Origin of the sequence: Gemmobacter serpentinus (assembly GCF_008973825.1) — a bacterium.
Classification (GTDB): Bacteria; Pseudomonadota; Alphaproteobacteria; order Rhodobacterales; family Rhodobacteraceae; genus Gemmobacter; species Gemmobacter serpentinus.
Genome location: NZ_WCHR01000028.1, coordinates 1 through 24,769, shown reverse-complemented (window position 1 = coordinate 24,769; position 24,769 = coordinate 1). Strand labels below are relative to the sequence as shown.

Genomic DNA, 24,769 nt, shown 5'->3' with positions numbered 1-24,769 from the left:
CGAGGCTTGCCGGTTGCTTCCCCGCCACCAGCGGAAGAACGTGGTTCACCGCCGTTGCCGGGCAGCAGTAACCACTACGGTGAGCAACAATGTAGATGCCGCGAGAAGCATTAGCAGAAAAAGCACTGTTGTTGGTCCGAGGAACTGTATTGCGAATGCCCCTGCCAGCGGAGCCACGGACTGGGCAATCAGCGCAGGTCGCGCCATGCGCCCCATCAGGACTGGATACCGCTCCGGTCCGAAAATCGCCATTGGCAGCGCACCGCGGGCGATCGAGAACAGACCGTTGCCGCCGCCATAAAGTATGAGCGCCAAGCCTAAGAAGCCGAATCCGGAAGCAAGCAAGCCCACACCCGCAGCAAAGAGGATCGCCGCGAACAGCAGGGTCCACTTGGGATGATGTTTCCCCCCGCTCGCCATTTCCAGCACCCGCGAGGCAACCTGTGCCGGACCGATCAGCGCACCCATCGCGACGGCCGTGGCTGTGGACACGCCACGCGCATCGAGAAGGGTCAGTAGATGGACTGACACCACAGCCGCGATGATTGCTGCCAGGGTGAAAATGGTCGCGAGGATCAGGAATGCACGTCGTTCAGTCGGTGAAAGCGCGACCTGCCGCCCCAAGCTGCCCTTGACCACCCCTGGACCTTTCATCTCCCGGGGGATCATGCGCCAGATCAGCGGCAGGCAGAGCGTCAGATGCAGGAGGCCATAGCCCGCAGCGGTGCCCCGCCAGCCGAACTGCTCCACTGCCCAGGCCGAGATCGGCCAGCAGACAGTGCTGGCGAACCCGCCCCAAAGGGTCAGCGCGGTGATCGCGGAGCGGGCGTCGCGACCGTATAGTCGGCCGAGGGACGCAAAAGCGGGATCGTAGAGCCCTGCGGACATGCCAAGACCGATGATCAGCCAGCCCAGGTAGAACACCGGAAGGTTCGGGGCCGCAGCGAGCACCAAAAGGCCCGTCGCCAGCAGGATCATCCCGCCAGCCAGCACTGGCCTGCCGCCGTGTCTTGCAATGGCCGTGCCGACGCGGGGTGAAGCCAGTCCCGCAACGAGCAGCCCGAGCGACAGGGCCCCAATCACCCATGGCAATGGCCAGCCAGTATCGGCCACGATGGGGCCGGCCAAGGGGGCCATCAGATAATAACTGCTGCCCCAGGCGAAAATCTGGACGATGCCGAGCGCCGTGATCACCGGCCAACGCCGCAGGGGCAAGGCCGATGTGGCAAGGGTCATCGCACGGCCTCGGCCAGTCGAAGCCGGGCTTCCAGTGCTTCGGCGGCCTCTTTCCGTTCGCTGTAGCGATCCGTCAGCTGGGCGGAGATGTCACGCGTCAGGAGGGTGAACTTCACCAACTCCTCCATCACATCGACCACGCGGTCATAGTAGGGTGATTGCCGCATCCGACCGGCCTCGTCGAACTCGTCATAGGCCTTGGCGACCGAGGATTGGTTCGGGATCGTCAGCATCCGCATCCAGCGTCCAAGAATCCGCATTTGGTTCACGGCGTTGAAGCTTTGCGACCCGCCCGAGACTTGCATGACAGCCAGTGTCCGCCCTTGTGTCGGGCGGATCGCGCCCATGGCCAGCGGGATCCAGTCGATCTGGCTCTTCATCACCCCGGTCATGGCCCCGTGACGCTCGGGGCTGGTCCAGACCTGACCCTCCGACCAGAGGCAGAGGTCGCGCAGCTCTTGCACCTTGGGATGATCTGCGCCGGTCTCGTCCGGCAGTGGCAGGCCCTTGGGGTCGAAAATGCGCGTCTCGCAGCCGAAATATTGCAGCAGCCTCTCGGCCTCCTGCGTCAGGAATCGGCTGTAGGACCGCGCACGAAGGGAGCCGTAGAGCAGCAGGATCCGCGGCGCATGTGTTGACCGCGAGGGCGAGAGCAAATCGCTTGCCAGAGGAACACGCACAGCATCGGTGAGGTTCGGAAGATCGGTCACGCCTTCATCTCTTCTTTCGTTGGGGCATCCGGGAACCAGCGTCGGCCGAGCCGCAGCGCAACCGAAACCAGCAGGATCAGCACCGGCACTTCCACCAGCGGGCCGATGACGGCAGCAAAGGCCACAGGAGACGCCAGCCCGAAGGCCGCGATGGCGACAGCGATGGCCAGCTCAAAATTGTTGCCGGCGGCAGTGAAGGCGATGGCCGTCGTGCGAGGGTAGTCGGCGGCGATCAGCCGCCCCATCCAGAAGCTGATGGTGAACTGGATCAGGAAATAAAGCGTCAGCGGCACCGCGATGCGCAGCGCGTCGCCCGGCAGGGTCAGAACATCGCCACCCTTCAGACTGAACATGGCGACAATGGTAAAGAGCAGTGCCGCCAGGGTCAGCGGGCTGATCTTTGGCAGAAACTGCTCTGCATACCAGGCCTGTCCGCGACGGGCGATCAGCACGCGGCGGGTCAGATAGCCCGCAGCAAAGGGGATGCCGAGATAGATCAGCACCGCCTCAGCTATCGTCCAAATGCTGATGTCGATCACGCTGCCCTCCAACCCGAAGAGTGGCGGCAGAACGGTCAGGAAGACCCAAGCGTAGACCGGGAAGAACAGGATCTGGAAGATCGAGTTGAAGGCGACCAGACCCGCCACGTATTGGTTGTCGCCGCGCGCAAGCTGGTTCCAGACCAGAACCATGGCGATGCAGCGCGCCAGGCCGATCAGGATGAGGCCGGTCATGTAATCGGGGTGGTCGCGCAGGAAGATCACCGCCAGCACGAACATCAGCACAGGACCGATCAGCCAGTTCTGCACGAGCGACAGGATCAGCACGCGGCGATCGGCGAAGACCTCTGGCAGGTCCTCGTAGCGGACCTTGGCCAGTGGCGGATACATCATCACGATCAGGCCGATGGCAATCGGGATGTTGGTGGTGCCGATGGACAGACTTTCCATCAGGTTGGGCAGCCCCGGGATCACGGAGCCCATCAATATGCCAAGGGCCATGGCGGCGAAAATCCAGACCGTCAGATAGCGGTCAAGGAATGACAGGCGGCGCGAGGGGGAAGATGCCATCGTTCAGGCGGACCTGATGCGGTTGCCCGCCGCGTCGACGACCTGCTCGCCGTCCTCCTTGGTGAACGCACCTTGCTGTGGCGGCAGCAGATCCAGCACATCCTCGGACGGGCGACACAGGCGAACGCCCTTGGGCGACACCACGACCGGTCGGTTCATCAGGACCGGATGTGCCGCAATGGCGTCAAGGAGCTGGTCGTCGGTCAGGTTTGGATCGCCAAGACCAAGCTCTGCAAAGGGCGTGTCCTTCTCGCGCAGCAAGGCGCGAAGCGTGATATCCATTCTGGCCACCAGTGCCTGCACCATGGCCCGGCTCGGCGGGGTCTTCAGATATTCGATCACATGTGGCTCGACACCCGCATTGCGGATCATGGCCAGCGTGTTGCGCGAGGTCCCGCAGGCGGGATTGTGGTAGATGATGATGTCCATGATGCCCTCAGATCCTTTCTCGCGCACAGTCGGTTGCCCCCTCGGCGCGGCCGATCTCAAGCAGGTGACGGGTCAGGCTCATTGCATCCAGCGATGCAACCGGCAGGGCACAGAAAAGCTCAAGGCGGAGCCGCAGGTAACGAAGCGCCTCGACGAAGGCCATCTCGCGTTCAAGATCCGTGCCGGTGGCGGCGGCCGGATCTGCAATGCCCCAATGCGCCGTGGCTGGCGAGCCTGGCCAGATCGGACAGACTTCCCCGGCCGCGTCGTCGCAAACGGTGATCACGAAGTCGAACTGCGGCGCATCCTCTTGCGCGAACTCATCCCAGCTCTTCGATCGCAGGTCCTCCGTCGGATAATGAAAATTCTTCAACACTTTCAATGTCGTCGGATTGATGTCCGGCTTGGGGTAACTTCCGGCGGAGAAGGCATTGAACCGACCCTCGCCGAGTTGACGCAACACAGATTCAGCGAGGATGGAACGCGCCGAATTGCCGGTGCAAAGGAAAAGGACGTTGTAGACCCTTTGGGTCATCGGAAACTCCAGGGCAAGAGGGGGCCCGGTTCAGCAGCCGGAGGCGCTGGAACCGCAGCAGGAAGATTGCTGTTGCTCCAGCCAGCGATCGCGCGGCTTGCAGCTTGCCGGACGCGGCGAAAGTGCGATGCGGACCGCACCGTCGGTGACAACGGGCGCAGCAGCCCGGAAAAGCTGCATTGGCCGCACTGATTTACTGACTTCGAAAGTCAGCTTTGCCGTCATGTCGAGCGCGACATGATCAATCACCTTGCTGATGATCCTGGCGAACTTGCTCGCCGCCATGTGGTCGCGATCCTCGTTCACATCCCAGAGCTGGACGAAGATCTCGGTCCAGGTCTCCGGGTTTCCGCCGCAATCCAAAGCCGCGAACTGGCCTGCCTTGACCTCGGTGACATGGTATCCGGGCTGCACCTCCCGGCCATCATAGGAGAAGACTAAGGGTCGATCCTCAATGTGCCCGAGTGCATTGAGGAGCTCGCCGATGGTAATGTCTTCCGGGTCGGCGACGCCGGTCGGCGCGCCGATGTTGCTTTGGATCGTCATTTGCGATACCTATTGATTCGACAATTATAGGATCATCAAATAATGGATGAACGTCAAGCACTCTTGTCCTTCGGGGCACTCTCTCAGGAAACCCGCCTGCGCATCCTGCGGATGCTGGTCGTGGCGGGGCCGGAGGGACTGGCCGCGGGCCTGATCGCAGAACAGGCCGGGGTCACCGCATCGAACGTCAGCTTCCATGTGAAAGAACTGGAGCGTGCGGGCCTGGTGTCCTCCCGCCGGGAAAGCCGGTCGATCCTCTACACTGCCGAGTTCGATGCCCTTAACGGCCTCTTGCGGTTCCTCATGGAGGATTGCTGCGGGGGCCGCATATGCCTTCCTGATGCTATGGCCGATGGTTGCGCCACCGCGCAGAAGACCAGCTGAATTGATCCTGGCATTCTTCCTTGTCGCCTTGCTCTACGCAGCGGTGGGTCAGGCCGGCGCCACCGGCTATATCGCGCTGATGGCCATTTTCGGATTGCCTCCGCTGGAGATGAAGGTCACTGCGCTGGTGCTGAACCTTGTGGTCGCGGCCATTGGGACTTGCATGTTCCAACGGGCCGCACAGCTCTCCTGGCGAAATCTGTATCCTTTCGCATTGCTCGGCTTTCCGTTCTCAGTGCTTGGCGGCTCCGTGAATCTCGGCGCCGAGGCATATTATCCCCTCGTTGGCACTATTCTGATGCTGTCGGGCCTGCTGATGGCGCGGAGCGCGCTGCTCACCCAGGGAAAAGCTGCCATTATCGTGCCCAACCCGCCACCGTTCATACCTGCCCTGATCACCGGTGCAGTGATCGGCTTTATCTCCGGAACCACGGGCACCGGCTGGGGTGTCTTCCTGGCGCCGATCATCCTCGCAATGAACTGGGCGAATGCGCGGCAGACCGCAGCCACGACGGCCGTTTACAATCTGGTCAACTCGGCCGCGGCATTGATCGGGGCCTATGCTTTCTGGCCTCAGATATCGGAGTCCGCGCCGATCTGGGTGATGGCGGTCGCCATCGGCGGCCTTGCCGGAGCGGTTCTCGGCAGCCGCTTTCTGTCTGATAAATGGCTGCGGGCCATTCTGGCGCTTCTTCTGGTCGGGTCGGGGCTAAAGCTGATTTGGTGACCATGGTCACCAAGCAGATCCGGCAAAGGTCCGGATGGCAACAGAAAATAGATGTCCCGAAACAATCCAAGCGGTAGAAGAGGTCTATACAACTCGCGGAAGAGCATGACCCAGATACGCAAACTCGAAGTCCTCAATTTCAGAAGCATTCGAACCCTTACCTGGCTTCCGACCAAGGGTATCAATTGCCTGATCGGGCCCGGGGACAGCGGCAAATCAACCATCCTCGATGCCATCGACCTTTGCATGACCACTAGATCCGCGCCAGCGATCTTGGTAGGGGTTCGGGAAAGGGCCGCGCGCGGTAACACGATACAACCAACTGCACATCATCACCGCATGTCACGGATCCAGGCGTTCGCCTGTTTCAGTTTTTTGCGAACCTTCTGCGGCACCGCAAGTCTCGCCTCCCGCTGGAAGACCGGATCCCGTTCCTGCGAAAAGAGTTCCTCCAGGTTTTTCGTTAGTCCCATAAGCCAGGCATCCATCGCATAGGCGCCGAAACTGACCGTCGGGTCCCCCTTTTCCATCCTCGTTACCAGTCGACGGGAAGCGTTGAGGCGCTGTGCGAGGTCCTCCTGTGACATCCGTCGGATCCGCCGAGCCACCGAGAGATCCGGGCCGCCCGGTAATCCTCCCCATGATTAAGGGTCTGCATAAGTAGAATTTTCTCGTAGCGTGAGCTGAGGAGATTCGAATGAGAAAGAGCGGTTTCACCGAGCCGCAGATCATGGCTGTGCTTCGTCAGGCCGAGAGCGGTGTGGCCGTGCCTGAACTTTGCCGGGAGCAGGCTGGTCTAGTCATCTGACAAAAAGCCGTTCCCATCGGATGCGGCGGCGCGCATCGCGATGATGGGTTGCGCCCCCGCTCTCGGGCGGCGCAATCACAATCTGGCTGGTGCAGTCATATGGCATCATGAAACCGATCCGTCATCGAGAGCCGATCATATTACCAGAATATAAGATTTGCCGCAGCGGGAGGTTTTTGCGCCTGCCGATGATCTGCAACTCGGGCTGCTGCGTAAGCCTCACTGACAGGACTGAAGGAGATCGCCTTGCCCTTTGATGTGACGCGCGGCGCACCCCAGAAGATCGGCATCATCGGCGGAGGCATTTCCGGCCTGTCCTCGGCATGGCTATTGTCGCGCCACCATCAGGTCACGCTCTATGTGGCTGAACCCCGCTTGCAGGCGGCTTTGCGTGATGCGCTCGGCGGTGGGCCGGTTCGGCTGCACCGGCATTCTGGGCACCTCCTGATCCATCCCTCCCGGATCCGCACCGGCGCGGGCGGCAGTTACAAGGTCTATAGCCCCTTCGCCCGTGCCGTACGGCAGGCCGGGCCGGATCGCCCGCTGCCCCCCCCTGGGCAATTGACGGCCCTGCCGGCAATCGGGGATCTGCGCGTGGCATCCCTGAACCTCGCGCCGGATATGTATCGCGGCGCGGCTGTGCTGGCAGAACACGCGCTGCCCGCGGGAGAGGCTGCTGTCTACGGGCGGCTGGAAGATTTCCTTGACCGCGCCCGGGACCACCCCACCCATCGCGACCGTCCCGATATCGACGCAAACTCGGGTCTTTCCGAGCATCTCGCTTTGGGGGAGATCAGCCCGCGCCGCGTCTGGGTCACGGCGAGCCTGAGGGGGGAGGTCGAGCCATCCCTAACCACAGGCAGCGAGGAATTCCTTTCTGAGGTTCTTGGCGCGAATTTGCCTGGCATCTGTTGCTGGCTTTCCCGCAGATGCCGGAGGCCCCCTGGCGCCCCGAATGGGCGGCCTTCCCCTGGGCAGGTGAAAGCCCTGCCGCCACTGCCTGTGCCCGGGCAGAGACAGGTATCACATTGGTCGATGCGGGCCCGCGCGAGATGCGGGTGACCGGGCGGATGCACAACCGCGTGCGGATGGTGGTGGCAAACTGGCTGACCAAACACCTGCTGACCGACTGGCGCATCGGGCTGCACCATTTTGCGGACAGCCTGACTGACTGGGATCCGGCGGCCAATGCGATGAATTGGCAATGGGTGGCAGGCTGCGGCCCGGATGCCTCGCCTTTCTTCCGCATTTTCAAACCGGAGAAACAGGCCGCGAGTTTTGACCCGGACAGCCGCTACCGCGACCACTGGCTGCAAGGCGAGGGCGCGCGGGCCTATTCTGCCACCCTGCCCGCGTCCTGGAGCAGCCCCGCCAGATGGGCAAGCGCAGACACCGCGCCCCTGCTGGCCGAAGGCCGTGGCCGCGCCCTCGCCGCGCTGGAGCGGTTCAATCGGGACAACTGAGAGGCTCTCCGCGAAGAAAGGATGATCTGATGTCACAAAGAACGCTTTCGATCCTGGTTCTGCTGCTGGCGCTGGCCTTTGCCGCCGCGCCGCTGCTTTCCGGCGGGTTCAACGGTTTCAAGCCGGAGCAGTTTCCCGTCACCGATGCCTGGCCCGCGCAACCTGCGGGATGGGCGTTCTCGATCTGGGGGCTGATCTATCTCGCGCTGATTGGTGCGGCTGCGATTGGTGCCCTGCGCGGCGGCCCGGACTGGGCGCAGGCGGCAGGACCGCTTGGCATCAGTCTGGCGGTTGGCGTGTTCTGGATTACGGCGGCCAATGACGCGCCACTGCTGGCGACGGCGATGATCGTGGTGATGGCGGGCTTTGCCATTCTGGCCTGGCTGCGCAGTGGGCCCGCGATCTGGCAGCGCCTGCCGCTTGGCCTCTATGCGGGATGGCTGACGGCGGCCACTGGCGTGGCCTTTTCGGCGGTGCTGACCGGATACGGCCTCCTGCCCGCCAGGACGGCTGCGGTTCTGATGCTGCTGGCGGTACTGGCGGTTGGTGTGGTGATCCTCGCACGCCCGCGAAGCGACTGGACATATGCACCTGCGCTCATCTGGGCGCTGATCGGGGTGATCGCGGCGAACCTCGATCCCCCGAGCCCGACCCTGGTCGGGCTTTGTGGCGCAGGGGGCGCGCTTATAGCGGTGCTGGCCATCAGCAGGTCGCACGCGTCAGTCGGGAGGGAAAGATGACATCTGACAGTGTTCGGCCAGAGATCACCGATCTCATCCTCAGGGTTGCCCTGCGGGACCGTGTGGCCTTTGATCGGCTCTATGCGGCCACGTCGGCGAAACTTTTCGGCACTTGCCTGCGTATCTTGAAGGACAGAGCGGAGGCTGAGGACGTGGTGCAAGAGGTGTTCATAGGGATCTGGCTTAAGGCGGACCGCTTTGCGGTGACCGGGCAAAGCCCGATGTCCTGGCTGATCGCGATTGCCCGCAACCGGGCGATCGACCGGCTGCGGATGCGGCGCGGGGTGCTCACGGCACTAGACGATGATGCCATTGAGGTCCGCGACCCGACGCCCGGACCCGAGGCTCAGGCGGTTGCTGCCGGAGAGCGCCGCGCGCTTGACGGCTGCCTTGACGAGCTGGAAGCCGGTCGCGCCGATGCCGTTCGCGCGGCCTATCTGGACGGCGACAGCTATGCCGATCTTGCGGCCCGCCATGCTGTGCCGTTGAATACGATGCGAACCTGGCTCAGGCGCAGCCTGATGCGGCTGAAGGAGTGTCTGCAAAGATGAGCGACGCCGATATGGATCATGAACCTGATGGCGACGACATCCTCGCAGCGGAATTCGCGCTTGGAGTTTTGTCGGACGATGAACAGGCTGCCCTGGCCCGCCGGGTTGAAACCGATGCGCCCTTCGCTAGGCTTGTGGCGGAGTGGGAGGAACGTCTTTCCCCGCTGTCCGAGGGCTTCCTACCGGCTGATCTGCCGCCTGCGATCAAACGCGCGCTGGATCTGCGCCTTTTCGGGGCCGCTCAGGCGCGGCCCTGGTTCTGGTCAAGCCTCGCGCTCTGGCGGGGACTTGCGGGCGCGGCCACACTGGCCTTTGTGCTGGCCATGGCGCTGCCCGTCTTCCGACCTGCGGTGCCAAGCGACCGCCTTGCCGCCTCGCTGACCGCAGAGGGCAGCAGCGTGACCTATCTGGTGCTTTACGACAGTGCCACCGGCAGCGTCAGCCTGGCGCATATGAGCGGCGATCCGGTTGAGGGCCGTGACTTTCAGCTCTGGATCGCGCGCGGTGCCGAAGCGCCGGTCTCGCTTGGGGTGATCCCGGCAGGCGTTTCGACCCGGGTTCCTGTCACCAGCGACCAGATCCGCGCCCTGATGACGACTGCCGCCCATATGGCAATCAGTCTGGAGCCACCTGGTGGTTCGCCCACCGGGCAGCCGACCGGGCCGGTGCTGGCCGTGGGCGATCTTCTGGACATCTGATGTCGAAGAAAATCAGGCCCGCGCGAAAAAAATGGCGCGGGCCTGAAACTTTCTGAAACGCCCCACCGTGTCTTCTTCCGTCCCCCGATCAACGGGCCGACATTTCCGGGAGGAAGTCACATGAAGACCTTTACCAAAGCTCTCGTCGCAGGCTGCTTCGCGCTGGCCACCGCCGGCACCGCGCTGGCGCAGGACAATCCCATGGTCGGTGGTGCCGCCATGTTCGCCGATAAGAACATCGTCGAAAACGCGGTCAACTCGGCCGATCACACCACTCTGGTCGCCGCCGTTCAGGCCGCAGGCCTTGCCGAAACCCTTCAGGGCGAAGGGCCGTTTACCGTATTCGCTCCGACCAATGCGGCGTTTGAGGCCCTGCCCGCCGGCACGGTGGAAACGCTGCTGAAGCCCGAGAACAAGGACATGCTGGTCAAGATCCTGACCTGCCATGTCGTCGGCGCCAAAGCCATGGCCGCCGATGTGCAGAAAATGGTGATGGATGATGGCGGCAAGCATGTGATCGAGACGCTTGGCGGCTGCAAGATCACCGCCGAAGTCAAGGACGGTATGGTCACCTTGACCGATGAGACCGGCGGCATGGCCACAGTCACGATCGCCGATGTCGTGCAATCGAATGGCGTGATCCACGTCATCGACAAGGTTCTGCTGCCGAAGGGCTGATCCCCTCTGGCACTGCCCGGGCCATGTCTCGCGCGGTCTCTCCCTCCCGCACGGACATGGCCCGTTATCGCCAGGCTTCCCTGGCAGAAACCCAACCAAAGAAGGAAGTTTTCCATGAATGCGATCAAATCGATCACAGCAGCTCTCATGTTCTCTGCTCTTGCAGCCCCCGCCATGGCAGCGACAGTTGTCGGGCTCTCGGGCGAGAACGAGCTCCACTGGCTTGATACCGAGACCTGGACCCGCACCGGCGGCGTGAACGTGACCGGCGTCGATGGACGCCTGCTGGGTATCGACGTGCGCCCGGCGGATGGAATGCTTTACGGGGTCTTTGCCGATGGCACGCTTGCCAGCATCGATCCGATGACAGGCGTTGCGACCCGGGTCAGCACGCTGGCAACGAAGCTTGCGGATGGCGTTTCGGCCACGGTGGATTTCAACCCGGTCGCAGATAAGCTGCGGGTGATGGGCAGCGATGGTACCAGTCTGCGCGTCACGGTCGAAACCGGCGAGGTCGTTACTGATGGCAGTCATGCTTACAAAGATGGCACTGCGCCGAACATCATCGCCGGAGCCTATACGAATTCCTACAAGGGCACCGAGAAAACCCAGCTTTTCAACATTGATGGTGCCGCTGGCTGGCTGGTGCTGCAAGACCCCCCGAATGACGGCAAGCTGAACCCGGTCGGCGAGATCGGCGTGAAACCGGCCGAGGCCGGGTTCGACATCGCCTCGGACGGCAAGGGCGGAAATGAGGCGTGGCTGGTGGTCGAGGGCGGCTTCCACTCCGTCAACCTCGAGACCGGAGCGACCACCGAAGCCGGCAAGATCGAAGGCGCGAATGTCCGCGACATCGCCATCCTGCCCGCGATGTAAGTAGCCAGTGCTATAGTTCAGTTCTGGACGAGTGACGGCCCGAAGCCTCAGGCTCCGGGCCGCATACTATTTCAGTTCGGATCGGCCAGCCCGGCCTAGCAACTGTGTTCACCTATCGGGCTGGGTCTGCCAGGGGACGCCTGTTTTGAGGATGGCGTTTGCGATTGTAAGCAGCCTGCGGGCGATAGCTACGACAATCAGCTTGTGGGGTTTCCCGCGTATATTGAGGGCCTGTGCGACTGGCTTCAGGACGGGGTTGTGACAGGCTGCAGCCAGTGCGGCCTGGAACAGGCCGTGTCTCAGTGCGCGCCGCCCTCCGGCGATTGCCCGTTTGCCCCGCATGGAGCCACTATCGTGCGGGATGGGAGCAAGGCCGGTCATCGCCGCAGCTTCACCGGATGTCATCCGCCCGAGTTCCGGCATTTCTGCGATCAGCATAGCCGCAGAGACGGGGCCGATCCCGGGGATGGACAGCAGGGGCCTTGCCTTTGCCGCAGACGTTGCCTCCTGCCCAATGACGCCTTTGATCCGCTGTTCAAGGTCATCGACCTGAGCGTCCAGCACTGCGAGGAGGTTGGCATCCATACCCTCGAGATCGGCGGGGACTTGTTGTTTCCTGCGCGCCGCGATCTGCGCAGAAAGCCGTTTGCGCATTTCTACCAATTGCGCCCTGCGTGTTGTTAAAGTTCTGAGACTACGCAAGTTCTCTCCCGGCAATTTCCGCCCGGCTTCAGGCCTGAACAGCATGAACCGCGCGATGAGTTCGGCGTCGATCCTGTCGGTCTTTGCCCGTGTGCCCCGGGAAAGGGCAAAGGCCTTGATCTGTGCCGGGGGTAACTGCACAGCGTCCACCCCGGCCGCGACTAGCGTGGACCAGAGCACCCATTCCTGACCACCCGTTGCTTCAAATCCGACCCGCACTGGCTGGGGCAAATTTTGGATCTGCGTGAGAAGTTCCACATGACCTTCTGCGGTGTTGGGCAGGCGGATCCGATGCCCGCTCGACGCACAAAATCCGTCGAGCCAGTCGCGGGAAACATCTATGCCGATCACGGCTGCTGCTGGTATCATATCACTCTCTCTTCCTTAAGCTTCGCGGTCCCGCAAAACGGGCCGCCGGCAACTGTTCGAGACGGTGAAGAGAGGCGGGATCAGCCTGCTAGCGATCGTGGTCAGGCCACAAGGTGTTCAGCGCTGTATCCCACCCCATCGCAGCTCCTGGCCGGGAGCCGCGATGGGGCGAATGTAGCAGATCCGGGACACATAAGGTGTCTGATCCCATGGTTTGATGGTGCGATCCATTCTTTGGAATGGAAGGATGCTCTTCGGGACAAGTTCGTCACGGCAGCGCCACGATCGAGCCAGCGCGGCGCCATCGGTCCGAGCCCGCTTGCGAGGGCACGCCGTCAGAGCAGCAATACAGCGATCGCAAGTCGAAGACCTGCCCGCCATCGGTTCGAGGGCGGGTCTGAGGGCTCGCGCAGCTGAGCCGGGAACTGGGTGTTAACCCCAATGCCGTCGCGAAGTGGCGCAAGCGCGCGACGGTCGAGGACATGAAGACGGGGCCTTCCGAGCCTCGATCCACCGTTCCGACCGGGGCTGAGGAGGCGATGGTCGTGGCATTCCGGCACCATACGCTGCTGCCGTCGGACGACTGCCTTTACGCTCTGCAGCCCTCGATCCCCCACCCGACGCGATCTGCGCTGTATCGCTGTCTGCAACGACATGGCATCTCGCGCCTGCCTGGTATGGAGGGCGACAAGCCGAAGCGTGCGAAGTTCAAACGCTACCCAATAGGGTTCTTCCACATCCATTGGCCGGCAATGGTTTGCTTGCAAACCATGAGAGGGGACATTGCCGAGGTGTAGACCGCTGAAGGCAAGCTATATTTGTTCGTTGGCATCACCCCATACGAATACATCTGCAAGATCTGGACATCAGAGCCGGACAGATTCATCCTAAACCCGATCCACCAGATGCCGGGACCGAACAACTAAGGCACCTGCATCACCAGTTCCTCCACGGCATCGGATAGTTGCTGGTTCGCTGCCGGATTGCGTATAAGTGCGATATCGAGGCTTTCCGGCGCCTTTAGCCCGACGGCCCCCGGCGGAAGTATAAGCTCGGGTGGGGCCGAAAGCTTGGTTACTGCAGCAATCGCAAGACCCGCCTCGACGATTGTCAGCAACCCGGCGAGACTGAAGCTCTCGTATGCCGCGCGATATGGCAGATTGCTTTGCGCGAGGGCCGCTAGCGTCACGCGGCGAGCCTCGGATCCTGGCTCGAAAAGCGCCACCGGAAGCGGCTCTTTCTCCAAGGCTACCCCATTTCGGGCCGCAATCCATACCATCGGCTCGCGCCGGATCAGCCGCCCGCCGACGCCTGTCGAGCGGGTCACAACCGCCAGATCAATTTCACCCGCGGCAACCAACGGCACGAGGGCGGTGGATTGCGCGCAAAAGACCCTGATTTCCGCCTGGGGATAGAGCAGACCAAAGCGCCGGAACACCGACGGCAGGAATTGCGAGATGTAGTCATCTGGCGCGCCTATGGTGATCGTGCCCCTGATCGCAGGTCGGCCAAAGCTCTCGGCTGCCTCGTCATGCAAGCGCAAGATACGGCGGGCATAGCCTTCAAGCCTCTCGCCTGCCCGGGTCAGGGCCAGGTTGCGCGTATCACGCAGGAACAGCGCGGCACCGACCTCTTGCTCCAGCCGTGCGATATGGGTCGAGACGGTTGCAGGCGAGCGATGCACATGCTGCGCCGCCCGGTTGAAGCTCATGGCATCAACGCAGGCGATGAAGGTGCGGAGCAGGGCATGATCAAGCTGCATCTATTCAAAAATTCCAAATATTAGCTTTCGATTATATTGATTTACTATTGTCATGCCAGCGCTATTCCTGCCCCATAACAGATCACGCGGGGACAAGAATGACACCACAGAATCAAGGGATTGCGGGGGTCACTATCGCCCAGACAGTGCTGGGCACATTGGGGCTTTGCGTGTTGCAGGCAGCGGCCTCGCCGCTGTCGATCGCCTTTTATCGCTGTGCCATCGCGGCATTGGGGCTGGGCTTATATGCGGCCCTGCGCGGCGATCTTGCGGGTCTTTTGCGCCTTCCGGCGCGGGTTCTTTTGCTGGCGGTTCTCAGCGGGTTTCTGATGGTCGGAAACTGGGTCCTGTTTTTTGAGGCAATCCGCCGGTCAGGGATCTCGGTTGCAACCATCGTCTTTCATGTCCAACCCTTCCTGATGGTGTTGATCAGCGCGATTTTGTTTCGCGAGAGGGTGCGTGCTGTCACCTTCCTCTGGTTTGGCCTCGCGCTGATTGGCCTCGCCTTTGCCACGGGAATCATAGACCTGACAGGAGTGACCGGCGGAGGATTGGCGATTGACGGGATCGGCATCGCTGCTGCCGTCGCGGCCGCGTTCCTTTACGCGCTGGTCACGATCATCGCAAAACGGCTGCCGCGCTCAGGCGGTCTGCGACTGACCCTGATCCAGTGCCTGTGCGGAGCGATTGTGCTGGCACCATGGCTGTCGCTCACCCCAGCAGAGGTGACGGGCGAGCAATGGAAATGGTTTGCGATCATTGGCCTCGTCCATACCGGCGCAGTTTATATCCTGCTTTACAATGCCTTGCCGAAGCTGCCGACTGCGATGGCTGCGGTTTTTCTGTTCCTCTATCCGGTCAGTGCCATCATTGTAGATGCCACCTGGTTCAGGCAGCCGATTTCGCTGGTCCAGATCGCCGGGTTCCTATGCGTCTTGTTGGCAAGCCTCGGAACCACTTTGAAATGGGGCGACAGAAAAGCTGGTTGATATGACATCGCCGACGTCCACTGATATGATGCTGACAAAGTTGCTGCCGAGTCACGAACGATGCATGGATGCTTTGGCGACTGCGGCTAGACTTTCAGTAACGATGGACAGTCATCCACAACCGCGGGATTGAACCGCGCCGGGTTTGCCAGAGGCTCCGACTCCTGAGAAGCAACTGTGTTTCGGCAGATGTCGCCTTGGTAGGTTGTTCCGGTTCGCATCATTTCGCTCAGCACGGTCAGGAGCTTCCTGGCCTTTCCGGCTGCAAGCAGGAGCTCTTTGAACGCCCTGAACCGCGGGTCAAACCTACTGGCGGTGAGTGCTGCCAGATAGAGCGTTCTCCTGACCGTGCCGCGTCCACCCCATATGCAGCGTTTGCCGTGTCGATGCCCGGGATCATTGGCATGTGGTGCAAGTCCTGCGAGAGCCGCGATACGTCGTCGGTCGAGATCGCCACGTTTAGGGAGTTGCGCGATCAAGGTTGCTGAGACGACGGGCCCGATACCCTTGATGTGACGCAGGCGAACGGCCTGTAAGCCCATGATGTTCTCGTCCAACCGGGTGAGGATCATGGTCGAGACGAAGCCCATCGACTTCCGCAAGGGTCATGATTGCTTGGCTGCGCTGGTGTCGTCGGCGCTGCGCAAAGACCGATTACCAAGTGGCTCTTCTCGGCAAGGATCATGGCGGAGATGTCGGTGCGGCGGGCGGTAAGGTCAGCCAAACGCTGGCGTTCGGCAGAACGTGGACGCCCAGGAACCAGCTGCAGAGCGCGCCCCAGCCCCCTCCCGACTGGCGGGATCATCATATCCGGTCCCTCGTTCCCTGACCGGAGAAGCGCCGGGTCGATCGAAAGACGGTACGGAGTGACGGTTTCAATCGGCCTCGCGCAGACGGTAGCCCACCCCGGTTTCAGTGCGGATAAAGCGCGGCGCATCGGGGCTGTCGTTCAGCTTTTGCCGCAGCTGACGGACATAGACGCGCAGATATTGCACATCGGTCGTCTCGTCCCAGATCTCGCGCATCAGATGCTGATGGGTGATCACCTTGCCCGCATGGGTCACCAGAATGCGCAGGATGTCATACTCCTTGGGCGAGAGCTTCACCTCTTCGCCATCGACCACGACGATGCGGCGAACGAGGTCGACGCTCAGCGCCCCGGTGCGGAACACCGGCTGCTCGCCCTGACTCGACAGAACATGCCGCAGCGCCACGCGGATACGCGCGGCCAGCTCCTTCATGCCGAAGGGCTTGGTCACATAGTCATCGGCACCGAGTTCCAGGGCCCGCACGATCCCCGCCTCATCGGTGCGCGACGACAGGACCACCACCGGCACCGTCTTCAGATCAGCCCGCCAGGCGGTCAGGATCTCATGTCCGTTGCGATCCGGCAGACCGAGATCCAGCAGCACCAGATCGGGGTTTTCCTCGGCCAGCAGGGCATCGGCCTCGCGGCCATTGCGCGCTTCGATCACGGCAAAGCCTTCGGCGCCAAGCCCCATCCGCAAGAGTTTGCGGATCGGCTGCTCGTCATCGACGACCAGCACTCGCACAGCATTATATGTCATTCAGACAGTCTCCTCTGCCACCTGCGCAGTATCCTCAGGGGGAACCGGCAAGCGGATCGTGAAAATCGCACCCGTCTGGCCCGCGCCGACTTCCGCGCCCGTGCCGGAGCGGTTCGAGGCGCCGATGGTGCCACCCATCGCCTCGACAAAGCCGCGGCAGATGGCGAGGCCAAGGCCGGTGCCGGCCTGCACGCTGTCCTCCTTGCGCACGCGGTAGAACATGTCGAAGACGCGCGAAAGATCCGCGGGCGGGATGCCCGGGCCTTCATCGGTCACCCGCACAACCACGCTGCCATTGTCGCGCCAGGCCTCGACCCGGATCGCGCTGCCTGTGGGCGCATATTTGGCGGCATTGTCCAGCAGGTTGAACAGAACCTGCTCCATCAGCACCGGATCAAGCCGCAATAGCGGTATCCCCGGCGCGACCGAGGTTTCCAGCCGGTGCCCGTCGGCAATGTGCGAGACCCGGGCGATGCTGGCCCCGATCACCTCGCCAATGTCGGTAGCAACCAGGTTCGGCGTGGTCAGACCACTTTCGATGCGGGTCATGTCCAGCAGATTAGCGATGAAGCGGTTCAGCCGTTCGGATTCGTCCTGGATGGTCGACAGTAGCGCACGGCGGTCCTCTTCCGGCAATGCGTCGAAATAGTCGTGCAGGGTATCGGCCGCCCCCATGATGCCCGCAAGCGGCGTGCGCAGATCATGGCTGATCGAGGTCAGCAGCGCCGAGCGCAGCTTGTCCGCCTCGGCGGAAACCCGGGCGCGTTCGAGGTCCTCGACCAGTTGTATGCGTTCAATGGCAAGTGCGGCCAGATCGGCCAGCGCATCGAAGATGCGGCTTTGATCGGGCGAGAGCAGCGGGCCGGGGCGATCGCTGTCGAGGCCCACCACGCCCACCGTCATCCGCCCGGTGCGCAGCGGCATGTAAAGCCGCTTGGCACCCGGCAGGGTGTCGGCGCCGCGCCCGGCGGGGCGGTTGTGTTCCCAGGCCCAATGGGCGGCGGCGATGTCGGAGCCGGCGAGCGTGTCATCGGGCGGAAAACCCGCGCGCACCGAAACCGATCCCCCCTCGGGCAAAAGGATCACCGAATTCACCCGCAGGATGGTGGCCATATGGTTGACGCTGACCCAGAGCACATCGTCCAGCGTGCCCGCCACGGCAAGGCGTTTTGAGAAGTGGTAGAGGTCCTCGGTCGTGCGCGCCCGCTGCCGCGCAACCCGCGCCTGGCGATGCACGCGCGCGGTCAGGTTCGAGGTCAGGACGGCGGCACCGAGGAAGAAGACCAGGGCGACCACGCTTTCGGGATCGCGGATCACGAAGGTATAAACGGGGTCCAGGAAGAAGAAGTTGAAGATCAGTGCCGCCATGATCGAGGCGAAAAGCGCGGGCCAGAGCCCTGCCGTCGCTGCCGAGGTCAGCACCGCCATCAGGAAGACGATGGCGATGTTGCGGACATCAAGCGTCCGGGACAGCGTATGACCGACCGCCAGCGCCACGGCGACATAGACCGAGGCGAAGAGATAGGGTTCTATGCTGAACGGGCGCAATTCGCGGGGGGTAAGCTTGGGCGGCAGCGCCTTTTCGCGCTCGCGCCCCGGGATCACATGAACGCTGATGTCGCCGGCGCGGCGTATCAGATCCTCGGCGATGGTCGGTCTGAACAGGTGCCGCCAGCGCGGGCCGGTGCCGCGACTGATGATGATATGGCTGTAGTTATTGCCATTGGCATAGCGCAGCACCTCGCGCACCACCTCTTGCCCCGGCACGGTGGTGGCCTCGGCCCCCAGCTGTTCAGCAAGACGCAGGGTCGAGACGATACGGTCCTTTTCCGCCTCTGACAGCCTGTCGGATTGCGGCAGCTCCACATGGATCGCGGCCCAAGAGGCGCGCATCCGGTCTGCCTGGCGCTTGGCGTAGCGGACCAGGGCGGGGCCTCGGGTGGTCTCGTCGATGCAGACCAGCACCCGGTCGCCACTGGGCCAGGAGTCGCGCACGCCGCTGGCCTGCATATGGTTCAGAAGCTGCTCATCCACCCGTTGGGCGGTGCGCCGCAGGGCAAGCTCGCGCAGCGCCGTCAGGTTGCCGGGCGAGAAATAGTTGCGAATCGCGCGGCTGGCGGTGGTGGGCAGGTAGACCTTGCCCTCATGTAGCCGCTTGATCAGGTCGTCGGGGGTGATGTCGATGATCTCGATGTCATCGGCCCGGTCGATCACCGAATCCGGCACCGTCTCGCGCACACGGATGCGGGTGATCTGCGCCACCACATCATTCAGGCTTTCGACATGCTGGATGTTCAGCGTAGTATAGACGTCAATGCCGCGATCCAGCAGCTCCAGCACATCCAGATAGCGTTTGGGGTGGCGCGAGCCGGGGGCATTGGTATGGGCCAGCTCATCGACCAGCACCAGAGCGGGCCGGCGCTCCAGTATGGCGTCAATGTCCATCTCGTCAAGCTGCTGGCCTTTGTAATCGATCAGCCGCCGCTCGATGATCTCGAAGCCACGCACCAGGGCACGGGTTTCGGCGCGGCCATGGGTCTCGACCACGCCGATGACCACATCCACGCCATCGCGGCGCCTGGCGCGACCGGATCGCAGCATCTCATAGGTCTTGCCGACACCGGGGGCGGCGCCGAGGAAGATCTTCAGCCGACCACGCTCCTCCAGTGACGCGCGCGCCAGCAGTGCATCGGGCGAGGGGCGGCGATCATCATCAGGATCGGTGTCCGACATGGGCTGGGCTTTCAGGGCAAAAAAGCTGCGGCCCGGTGCGGGGCCACAGCTTATGTTTCACAGGCGGATCAGAGCGCGTCCAGCGCCAGATTCAGCTCCAGCACATTGACGATCTTTCCGCTCATCAGAAAACCGCCGGGGGCTTCGCTATGCGAGCGCACGAGATTTTCCAGAATGGCAGGCTGCAGACCCCGGGCTTCGGCCACGCGGGCCACCTGGTAGAGCGCCCCCGCTTCCGAGATATGCGGGTCCAGCCCCGCCCCGGACATGGCCACCAGATCGGCGGGCAGAGGGTTTTCCGCTGTGGCACCATAGGCCTCCACGATCTCGGCGCCCCGGGTCTTCAGATCCTCGCTGGTGGGCGATTTGTTCGACCCGGCCGCACCGGCAGCGTTATAATCCACCGCCGAGGGGCGGGGCCAGAAGTAGCCCGGCTGGCTGAACCCCTGCGCGATTTGGGAGGAGCCGATGACCTGGCCTTCGGCATTGGTGATCAGCGAGCCATTGGCGGTTTCTGGGGTAACAGCCTGGGCAAACGCCCAGACTGCGGCTGAATAGCCGACCACGCAGATGGCCATGGTGGCCACGGTCAGGCGAAGGCTGGCAAGAAGCGACGTCATATCCGCTCTCCTCAGTTCATATACATGACATGTTCGGCGATCGGGCCGAGGGTTGCTGCCGGGAAGAAGGTCAGCGCGCCCACCACGATCACGGTGACGGCCAGCATGGTGGCAAAGACGCCGCCTTCCACGCTGAGCGTGCCCGAGGATTCCGTCGCGCGGCGCTTCTGGGACATGAAGCCCACGATGGCCAGCGGCAGGATGATCGGGATGAACCGGCTGAAGATCATCACCAGGCCGGTGGTGATGTTCCACGGGACGGTGTTGTCACCCAGACCCTCGAAGCCCGAACCGTTATTCGCGGCGGCCGAAGTGAACTCGTAGAGGATTTCACTGAAGCCATGCGGGCCGCTATTGTTAAGCGTCTCGGCACCCCAGGGCGTGGCGGCAAAGATTGCCGTGCCCAAGAGGATAAAGGCACCATGGGCCAGAAGGGCGAAGAGAGCCAGTTTGACCTCGCGCGCCTCGATCCGCCAGCCTAGATATTCCGGGGTCCGGCCGATCATCATGCCCGCCACGAAGACGGCGACCACGATGTAGAGGAACATGTTGATCATACCCACGCCGACACCGCCGAAGGACTCATTGAGCCACATGCCCACCATCGGCATCATGCCGGCCAGCGGGTTGAGGCTGTCATGCATCGCGCCAACGGAACCGTTCGAGGTGGCGGTGGTCAGCACGGCCCAGAGCGGCCCACCGGTGGCACCGAAGCGCAGTTCCTTGCCTTCCAGGTTGCCCACGTCCTGCGCAATGGGCAGATCGTTGAAAGCCTGGGTCGGCGCGGTCTCGAAGCCCACCGAACCGGCGGTCTTGATCAGCACGAAGCACAGCATCACGGCAAAGATCACGAAGCCATGTTTGATCCGGCCGACGATGCGGGCGAACATCCACACGCAGGCCATGGGGACGATGATGATCGCCACCATCTGGATCATGTTGGTGTAAAAGCTGACATTCTCCAGCGGGTGGGTCGAGTTCGGGCCGAAGAAGCCGCCGCCATTGGTCCCCAGCTGCTTGATCGTCACGAAGGCTGCGACCGGGCCACGGGCGATGGTCTGCTGCACGCCTTCCAGCGTGGTCGCGACGACCGAGCCCTCAAACGTCATCGGCAGGCCGCCGATCACGAGGAGAGCGGCGAAGACCAGCGACAGTGGCAACAGCACGAGGAAGGTCGCGCGTTGAAGGTCCACCCAGAAGTTGCCCAAGGCGCGGCCCGACAGGGCGCGGGCCATCGCCGTCGGCGCGGCAAGGCCCACGGCGGGGGTGACGAATTGCAGCCACATCAGCCCGCCCAGCTGGGTGAAGTAGCTGTAGGTCGCCTCACCCGAATAGTGCTGGAGGTTGGTGTTGGTTGTGAAGGACGCAGCCGTGTTGAACATCAGATCCGGGTTCACCGCGCCCATCCCGTCGGGGTTGAACGGCAGAGCCCCCTGGAAGGTCTGGATCAGATAGACCACCGTGAAGATCACGATGTTGAAGGCCAGTATCGCGAAGACATAGGCCTTCCAGCCCTGTTCCTCGCGCCCCAGGGGCCCGACGATGGCCTGGAACAGCCCGGTCATGGTGCCTTTGCCGCCTTTGGGGTCCATCACCCCGGCCATGTAACGGCCAAGTGGCCAGGACAGCAGCGCGGTGCCGCCGATGATAATCAGGACGAAGAGAATTGCCTGAAGTGTCATGATTGGAACTCCGAACCGTCAGATCAGCTGCGGTCGAGGACGGAGGCGAGGAGCCAGAGCACCCCGAACGCCGCCAGACCGAGAAGAAGATAGAGAATGACCATTTGCGCGGCCCTCCGTTATGCGAGGCCAAGGGTGGTGATGATCACGTCGATCAGCTTGATGCCGATGAAGGGAACCACCAGGCCACCCAGGCCGTAGATGAGCAGGTTGCGGCGCAGGAGGGCATTGGCCCCGATGGCCTTGTAGGCGACGCCTTTCAGCGACAGCGGGATCAGCGCGATGATGATCAGCGCGTTGAAGATGATGGCCGAGAGAATGGCGCTTTGCGGGGTCGCGAGGCCCATGATGTTCAGGCTGTCGAGGCCCGGGTAAAGCGCCACGAACATCGCCGGGACGATGGCGAAATACTTGGCCACGTCATTGGCGATACTGAAGGTGGTCAGCGAGCCGCGCGTCATCAGAAGCTGTTTGCCGATGCCCACGATCTCGATCAGCTTCGTGGGGTCGCTGTCGAGGTCGACCATATTGCCCGCTTCGCGCGCCGCCACGGTGCCGGTGTTCATTGCCACGCCGACGTCGGCCTGGGCCAAAGCGGGGGCGTCGTTGGTGCCGTCGCCGCACATGGCCACGAGCTTGCCCTTGGCCTGTTCGCGGCGGATCAGGTCCAGCTTCATCTCGGGCGTGGCTTCGGCAAGGAAGTCATCCACCCCGGCCTCGGCCGCGATGGCGGCGGCGGTCATCGGGTTGTCGCCGGTGATCATCACCGTGCGGATGCCCATCTGGCGCAGCTCGGCGAAACGCTCGCGGATGCCGCCCTTTACGATGTCCTTCAGGTAGATGACGCCCAGCAGCTGGCCATTGCGGACCACGGCCAGAGGTGTGCCGCCCAGTTTCGCGATGGCATCCGAGATGCCCTGGATCTCGCGCAGCTTCTCCGAAGCGACCCGGCCCCCGGCGACCGATTTCAACACCGCATCCACCGCGCCCTTGCGGATGGTGGTGCCGTCGAAATCGACGCCCGACATCCGGCTTTGCGCCGTGAAGGGCACGAATGTGGCCCCAAGGCTTTGCATGTCGCGCGCCCGGATGCCGTATTTCTCCTTGGCCAGCACCACGATGGAGCGCCCCTCCGGCGTCTCATCTGCCAGCGAGGCGAGCTGGGCCGCATCGGCCAGCTCAGCTTCGGCCACGCCCTTCACTGGACGGAACTCGGTCGCCTGGCGGTTGCCGAGCGTGATGGTGCCGGTCTTGTCCAGCAGCAGCGTGTCCACGTCGCCCGCCGCCTCGACCGCACGACCCGACATGGCCAGCACGTTGAAGCGCACCAGACGGTCCATGCCCGCGATGCCGATGGCAGACACAAGCGCGCCGATGGTGGTGGGGATCAGCGTCACGAACAAAGCGACCAGCACGATCACCGGAACCGACCCGCCCGCATAACCCGCGAAGGCCGGGATGGTGGCGGTGGCCATGACGAAGATCAGCGTCAGCCCCGCCAGCATGACGTTCAGCGCGATCTCGTTCGGGGTCTTTTGACGCTCCGCCCCTTCCACCAGCGAGATCATCCGGTCGATGAAGGTCGACCCGGCCGCCGCCGAGATGCGGACCTTGATCCAGTCCGACAGGACCTGGGTGCCGCCGGTGACAGCTGAACGGTCGCCACCGCTTTCACGGATGACGGGGGCGGATTCGCCGGTGATCGCGGCCTCATTGACCGAGGCCACCCCTTCGATCACTTCGCCATCCGAGGGGATGATGTCGCCGGGCTCGACCAGCACCACATCGCCGACCTTCAGGCTTTCACCGGGAACGGAGCGCCAGTTGCCGCTGGCATCCAGCAATTTCGCGGTGGTCTCGGTGCGGGTCTTGCGCAGGGATTCCGCCTGGGCCTTGCCCCGGCCTTCGGCGACCGCTTCGGCAAAGTTCGCGAAAAGCAGCGTGAACCAGAGCCAAAGGATGATCTGGAACGAGAATCCAAGGCCCTCGGCCCCGGTCACCAGATCCTTGACGAAAAGCACGGTGCAAAGCGCGGAAACCACGGCGACGACGAACATCACCGGGTTTTTGGCCAGAAGCCGTGGGTGGAGTTTGGTAAAGGCACCGCGCAGGGCAGGCCCCATGATGCGGGCATCGAACATGCTCGCGGGTTTTGACTGGCTCATCAGAGTCTCCAGCGGAATTTTAGTTCTGGTCGAAGGAGCGAGGCGTTCAGCGCGGCGCCCCTTCGATGGCGATGGACAGCAGGGTGGCCAATGCGCTGACGGCGCGCAGCAGGAGCGCCAGCCGGATCAACAGAGGTCCAGGGCGCGGGTGCATGAATTGCGCCCATCTGGCTTTCCGGTTTTCTGTGCGTGGCAAAGGCATGACCTGGCCGTTCAGAAGCGTTCGGGGCGCAGCAGCGCGTAAATCAGGTAGGCCGTCACGAAGATCGTGACGGCCCCGCCCAGCATGTAGTCGAAGGTCATGGTTTTGCCTTTTCGCAAGAAACCCGCAGCGCAATCACGCCTCTGGGCCGATGCAAACAAACTGGTCCTGACGGGCATATGAATGCGAGAGGACCGGGATAGGAAAGAAATAGGAATCCCATAAGGTTTCGGCGTCTAGGTCTGCCACGCCGCACTGCTGCCAGAGGACACACCGCCCTTGCGGCTGAACCAGCTGTGATCTCGCTGCGGCATGTCGGAACAGCTGCTCCGGCCGAGTTGCTGCGGCGGCAATGCTGCACTGCCGTCAGACTGCTTTCCGCCCTTCATGTCGATGCTGGGCATTGTTGCAGAAGTCGTGGATTGGCCGGACGCTCCCCTTTCCCCGCTTTGTTCATGCCACGCGTTCGATCTCGGCAGTGCCGAGTGCATTGAAGCGGTTCATGAGTGCAACGCGGATCTGGACC

General features: G+C 62.8%; 25 protein-coding genes and 4 pseudogenes. 13 read left to right on the top strand and 16 right to left on the bottom strand.

The genetic code is table 11. The features are described from left to right. Window positions 1-45 precede the first annotated feature (45 nt). Genes GBJ34_RS15755 through GBJ34_RS15730 form a run of 6 tightly spaced genes read right to left on the bottom strand, consistent with a single transcriptional unit; the run spans window position 46 to window position 4,526 of the window. Window positions 46-1,236, bottom strand: coding sequence for an MFS transporter (locus GBJ34_RS15755; protein ID WP_151720159.1), 1,191 nt, complete (start codon window positions 1,234-1,236; stop codon window positions 46-48). Further along, the gene (gene arsH / locus GBJ34_RS15750) at window positions 1,233-1,946 is read right to left on the bottom strand and encodes an arsenical resistance protein ArsH (RefSeq protein ID WP_151720158.1); all 714 of its coding nucleotides are present in this window, start codon (window positions 1,944-1,946) and stop codon (window positions 1,233-1,235) included. The genes GBJ34_RS15755 and arsH overlap by 4 nt, the downstream gene beginning before the upstream one ends. Next, window positions 1,943-3,016, bottom strand: coding sequence for an ACR3 family arsenite efflux transporter (gene arsB, locus GBJ34_RS15745; RefSeq protein ID WP_151720157.1), 1,074 nt, complete (start codon window positions 3,014-3,016; stop codon window positions 1,943-1,945). Before arsB ends, arsH begins: the two co-directional genes overlap by 4 nt. 3 nt (window positions 3,017-3,019) lie before the next feature. Then, on the bottom strand, window positions 3,020-3,445 hold the full coding sequence (gene arsC / locus GBJ34_RS15740; protein ID WP_151720156.1) for an arsenate reductase (glutaredoxin): 426 nt from the start codon (window positions 3,443-3,445) through the stop codon (window positions 3,020-3,022). 7 nt (window positions 3,446-3,452) lie between these two features. After that, a complete protein-coding gene (locus GBJ34_RS15735) occupies window positions 3,453-3,980 on the bottom strand; it encodes an arsenate reductase ArsC (protein WP_151720155.1) in 528 nt (175 codons plus the stop codon). A 30-nt stretch (window positions 3,981-4,010) separates the two neighbouring features. Then, the gene (locus GBJ34_RS15730) at window positions 4,011-4,526 is read right to left on the bottom strand and encodes a DUF6428 family protein (protein WP_151720154.1); all 516 of its coding nucleotides are present in this window, start codon (window positions 4,524-4,526) and stop codon (window positions 4,011-4,013) included. 42 nt (window positions 4,527-4,568) lie between these two features. On the opposite strand from GBJ34_RS15730, the gene GBJ34_RS15725 reads away from it, so the two are divergent. From GBJ34_RS15725 to GBJ34_RS20870, 3 genes and pseudogenes are all read left to right on the top strand, one after another. After that, window positions 4,569-4,910, top strand: coding sequence for an ArsR/SmtB family transcription factor (locus GBJ34_RS15725; RefSeq protein ID WP_151720153.1), 342 nt, complete (start codon window positions 4,569-4,571; stop codon window positions 4,908-4,910). A 1-nt stretch (window position 4,911) separates the two neighbouring features. Next, window positions 4,912-5,637 (top strand): sulfite exporter TauE/SafE family protein, encoded by a 726-nt coding sequence (locus GBJ34_RS15720; protein WP_226341223.1) that lies wholly within the window; start codon window positions 4,912-4,914, stop codon window positions 5,635-5,637. A gap of 51 nt (window positions 5,638-5,688) precedes the next feature. After that, a pseudogene (locus tag GBJ34_RS20870) lies at window positions 5,689-5,889 on the top strand (AAA family ATPase); the annotation flags it as partial. A gap of 80 nt (window positions 5,890-5,969) precedes the next feature. Here the strand turns inward: GBJ34_RS20870 and GBJ34_RS20865 are convergent. Continuing rightward, entirely contained in the window at window positions 5,970-6,224 is a 255-nt protein-coding gene (locus GBJ34_RS20865; RefSeq protein WP_226341225.1) for a helix-turn-helix domain-containing protein, read from the bottom strand. Between the two features lie 479 nt (window positions 6,225-6,703). Between GBJ34_RS20865 and GBJ34_RS21100 the strand changes: the two are divergent. The 7 genes and pseudogenes from GBJ34_RS21100 to GBJ34_RS15680 all read left to right on the top strand — a co-directional run. Then, window positions 6,704-6,937 (top strand): annotated as a pseudogene (locus GBJ34_RS21100) (NAD(P)-binding protein); the annotation flags it as partial. A 407-nt stretch (window positions 6,938-7,344) separates the two neighbouring features. Next, window positions 7,345-7,908: pseudogene (locus tag GBJ34_RS20855) on the top strand (FAD-binding domain-containing protein); the annotation flags it as partial. Window positions 7,909-7,937: 29 nt separating this feature from the next. Further along, window positions 7,938-8,648, top strand: coding sequence for a hypothetical protein (locus tag GBJ34_RS15700; RefSeq protein WP_151720149.1), 711 nt, complete (start codon window positions 7,938-7,940; stop codon window positions 8,646-8,648). Then, the gene (locus tag GBJ34_RS15695) at window positions 8,645-9,199 is read left to right on the top strand and encodes a sigma-70 family RNA polymerase sigma factor (protein WP_151720148.1); all 555 of its coding nucleotides are present in this window, start codon (window positions 8,645-8,647) and stop codon (window positions 9,197-9,199) included. Before GBJ34_RS15700 ends, GBJ34_RS15695 begins: the two co-directional genes overlap by 4 nt. Continuing rightward, window positions 9,196-9,897 carry an anti-sigma factor gene (locus GBJ34_RS15690; RefSeq protein ID WP_192931251.1) on the top strand — a complete coding sequence of 234 codons (702 nt, stop codon included), beginning with the start codon at window positions 9,196-9,198 and terminating at the stop codon, window positions 9,895-9,897. Before GBJ34_RS15695 ends, GBJ34_RS15690 begins: the two co-directional genes overlap by 4 nt. 120 nt (window positions 9,898-10,017) lie before the next feature. Beyond that, complete coding sequence (locus tag GBJ34_RS15685) at window positions 10,018-10,575, top strand: fasciclin domain-containing protein (protein WP_151720146.1); 558 nt, start codon at window positions 10,018-10,020, stop codon at window positions 10,573-10,575. A 114-nt stretch (window positions 10,576-10,689) separates the two neighbouring features. Then, window positions 10,690-11,451, top strand: coding sequence for a DUF4394 domain-containing protein (locus tag GBJ34_RS15680; RefSeq protein ID WP_151720145.1), 762 nt, complete (start codon window positions 10,690-10,692; stop codon window positions 11,449-11,451). Between the two features lie 108 nt (window positions 11,452-11,559). Here the strand turns inward: GBJ34_RS15680 and GBJ34_RS15675 are convergent, their stop codons facing one another. Then, window positions 11,560-12,522 (bottom strand): IS110 family RNA-guided transposase, encoded by a 963-nt coding sequence (locus GBJ34_RS15675; RefSeq protein ID WP_151720144.1) that lies wholly within the window; start codon window positions 12,520-12,522, stop codon window positions 11,560-11,562. Between the two features lie 239 nt (window positions 12,523-12,761). Between GBJ34_RS15675 and GBJ34_RS15670 the strand changes: the two are divergent. Beyond that, window positions 12,762-13,316 (top strand): annotated as a pseudogene (locus tag GBJ34_RS15670) (hypothetical protein); the annotation flags it as partial. A gap of 128 nt (window positions 13,317-13,444) precedes the next feature. Here the strand turns inward: GBJ34_RS15670 and GBJ34_RS15665 are convergent. Then, on the bottom strand, window positions 13,445-14,284 hold the full coding sequence (locus GBJ34_RS15665) for a LysR substrate-binding domain-containing protein (protein ID WP_151720143.1): 840 nt from the start codon (window positions 14,282-14,284) through the stop codon (window positions 13,445-13,447). A gap of 98 nt (window positions 14,285-14,382) precedes the next feature. Here GBJ34_RS15665 and GBJ34_RS15660 point away from each other — a divergent pair, with 98 nt between their 5' ends. Then, the gene (locus GBJ34_RS15660; protein ID WP_151720142.1) at window positions 14,383-15,273 is read left to right on the top strand and encodes a DMT family transporter; all 891 of its coding nucleotides are present in this window, start codon (window positions 14,383-14,385) and stop codon (window positions 15,271-15,273) included. 86 nt (window positions 15,274-15,359) lie between these two features. Here GBJ34_RS15660 and GBJ34_RS15655 read toward each other — a convergent pair whose 3' ends face one another. From GBJ34_RS15655 to kdpF, 7 genes are all read right to left on the bottom strand, one after another. Then, entirely contained in the window at window positions 15,360-15,863 is a 504-nt protein-coding gene (locus GBJ34_RS15655; RefSeq protein WP_151720141.1) for a transposase, read from the bottom strand. Between the two features lie 285 nt (window positions 15,864-16,148). Beyond that, window positions 16,149-16,841, bottom strand: coding sequence for a response regulator transcription factor (locus GBJ34_RS15650; protein ID WP_151720140.1), 693 nt, complete (start codon window positions 16,839-16,841; stop codon window positions 16,149-16,151). Further along, a complete protein-coding gene (locus tag GBJ34_RS15645; protein WP_151720139.1) occupies window positions 16,842-19,574 on the bottom strand; it encodes a sensor histidine kinase in 2,733 nt (910 codons plus the stop codon). A gap of 68 nt (window positions 19,575-19,642) precedes the next feature. Further along, window positions 19,643-20,194, bottom strand: a complete 552-nt coding sequence (locus GBJ34_RS15640; protein WP_151720138.1) for a potassium-transporting ATPase subunit C — start codon at window positions 20,192-20,194, stop codon at window positions 19,643-19,645. 11 nt (window positions 20,195-20,205) lie between these two features. Next, complete coding sequence (kdpA, locus tag GBJ34_RS15635; protein WP_192931250.1) at window positions 20,206-21,876, bottom strand: potassium-transporting ATPase subunit KdpA; 1,671 nt, start codon at window positions 21,874-21,876, stop codon at window positions 20,206-20,208. A gap of 119 nt (window positions 21,877-21,995) precedes the next feature. After that, window positions 21,996-24,041, bottom strand: a complete 2,046-nt coding sequence (kdpB, locus tag GBJ34_RS15630; RefSeq protein ID WP_151720137.1) for a potassium-transporting ATPase subunit KdpB — start codon at window positions 24,039-24,041, stop codon at window positions 21,996-21,998. Between the two features lie 213 nt (window positions 24,042-24,254). Continuing rightward, window positions 24,255-24,344, bottom strand: a complete 90-nt coding sequence (gene kdpF, locus GBJ34_RS15625) for a K(+)-transporting ATPase subunit F (protein WP_151720136.1) — start codon at window positions 24,342-24,344, stop codon at window positions 24,255-24,257. Between the two features lie 211 nt (window positions 24,345-24,555). Here kdpF and GBJ34_RS20850 point away from each other — a divergent pair. Further along, window positions 24,556-24,769, top strand: a 214-nt coding sequence (locus GBJ34_RS20850) for a hypothetical protein (RefSeq protein WP_226341222.1), incomplete at its 3' end; no start/stop codon positions are given.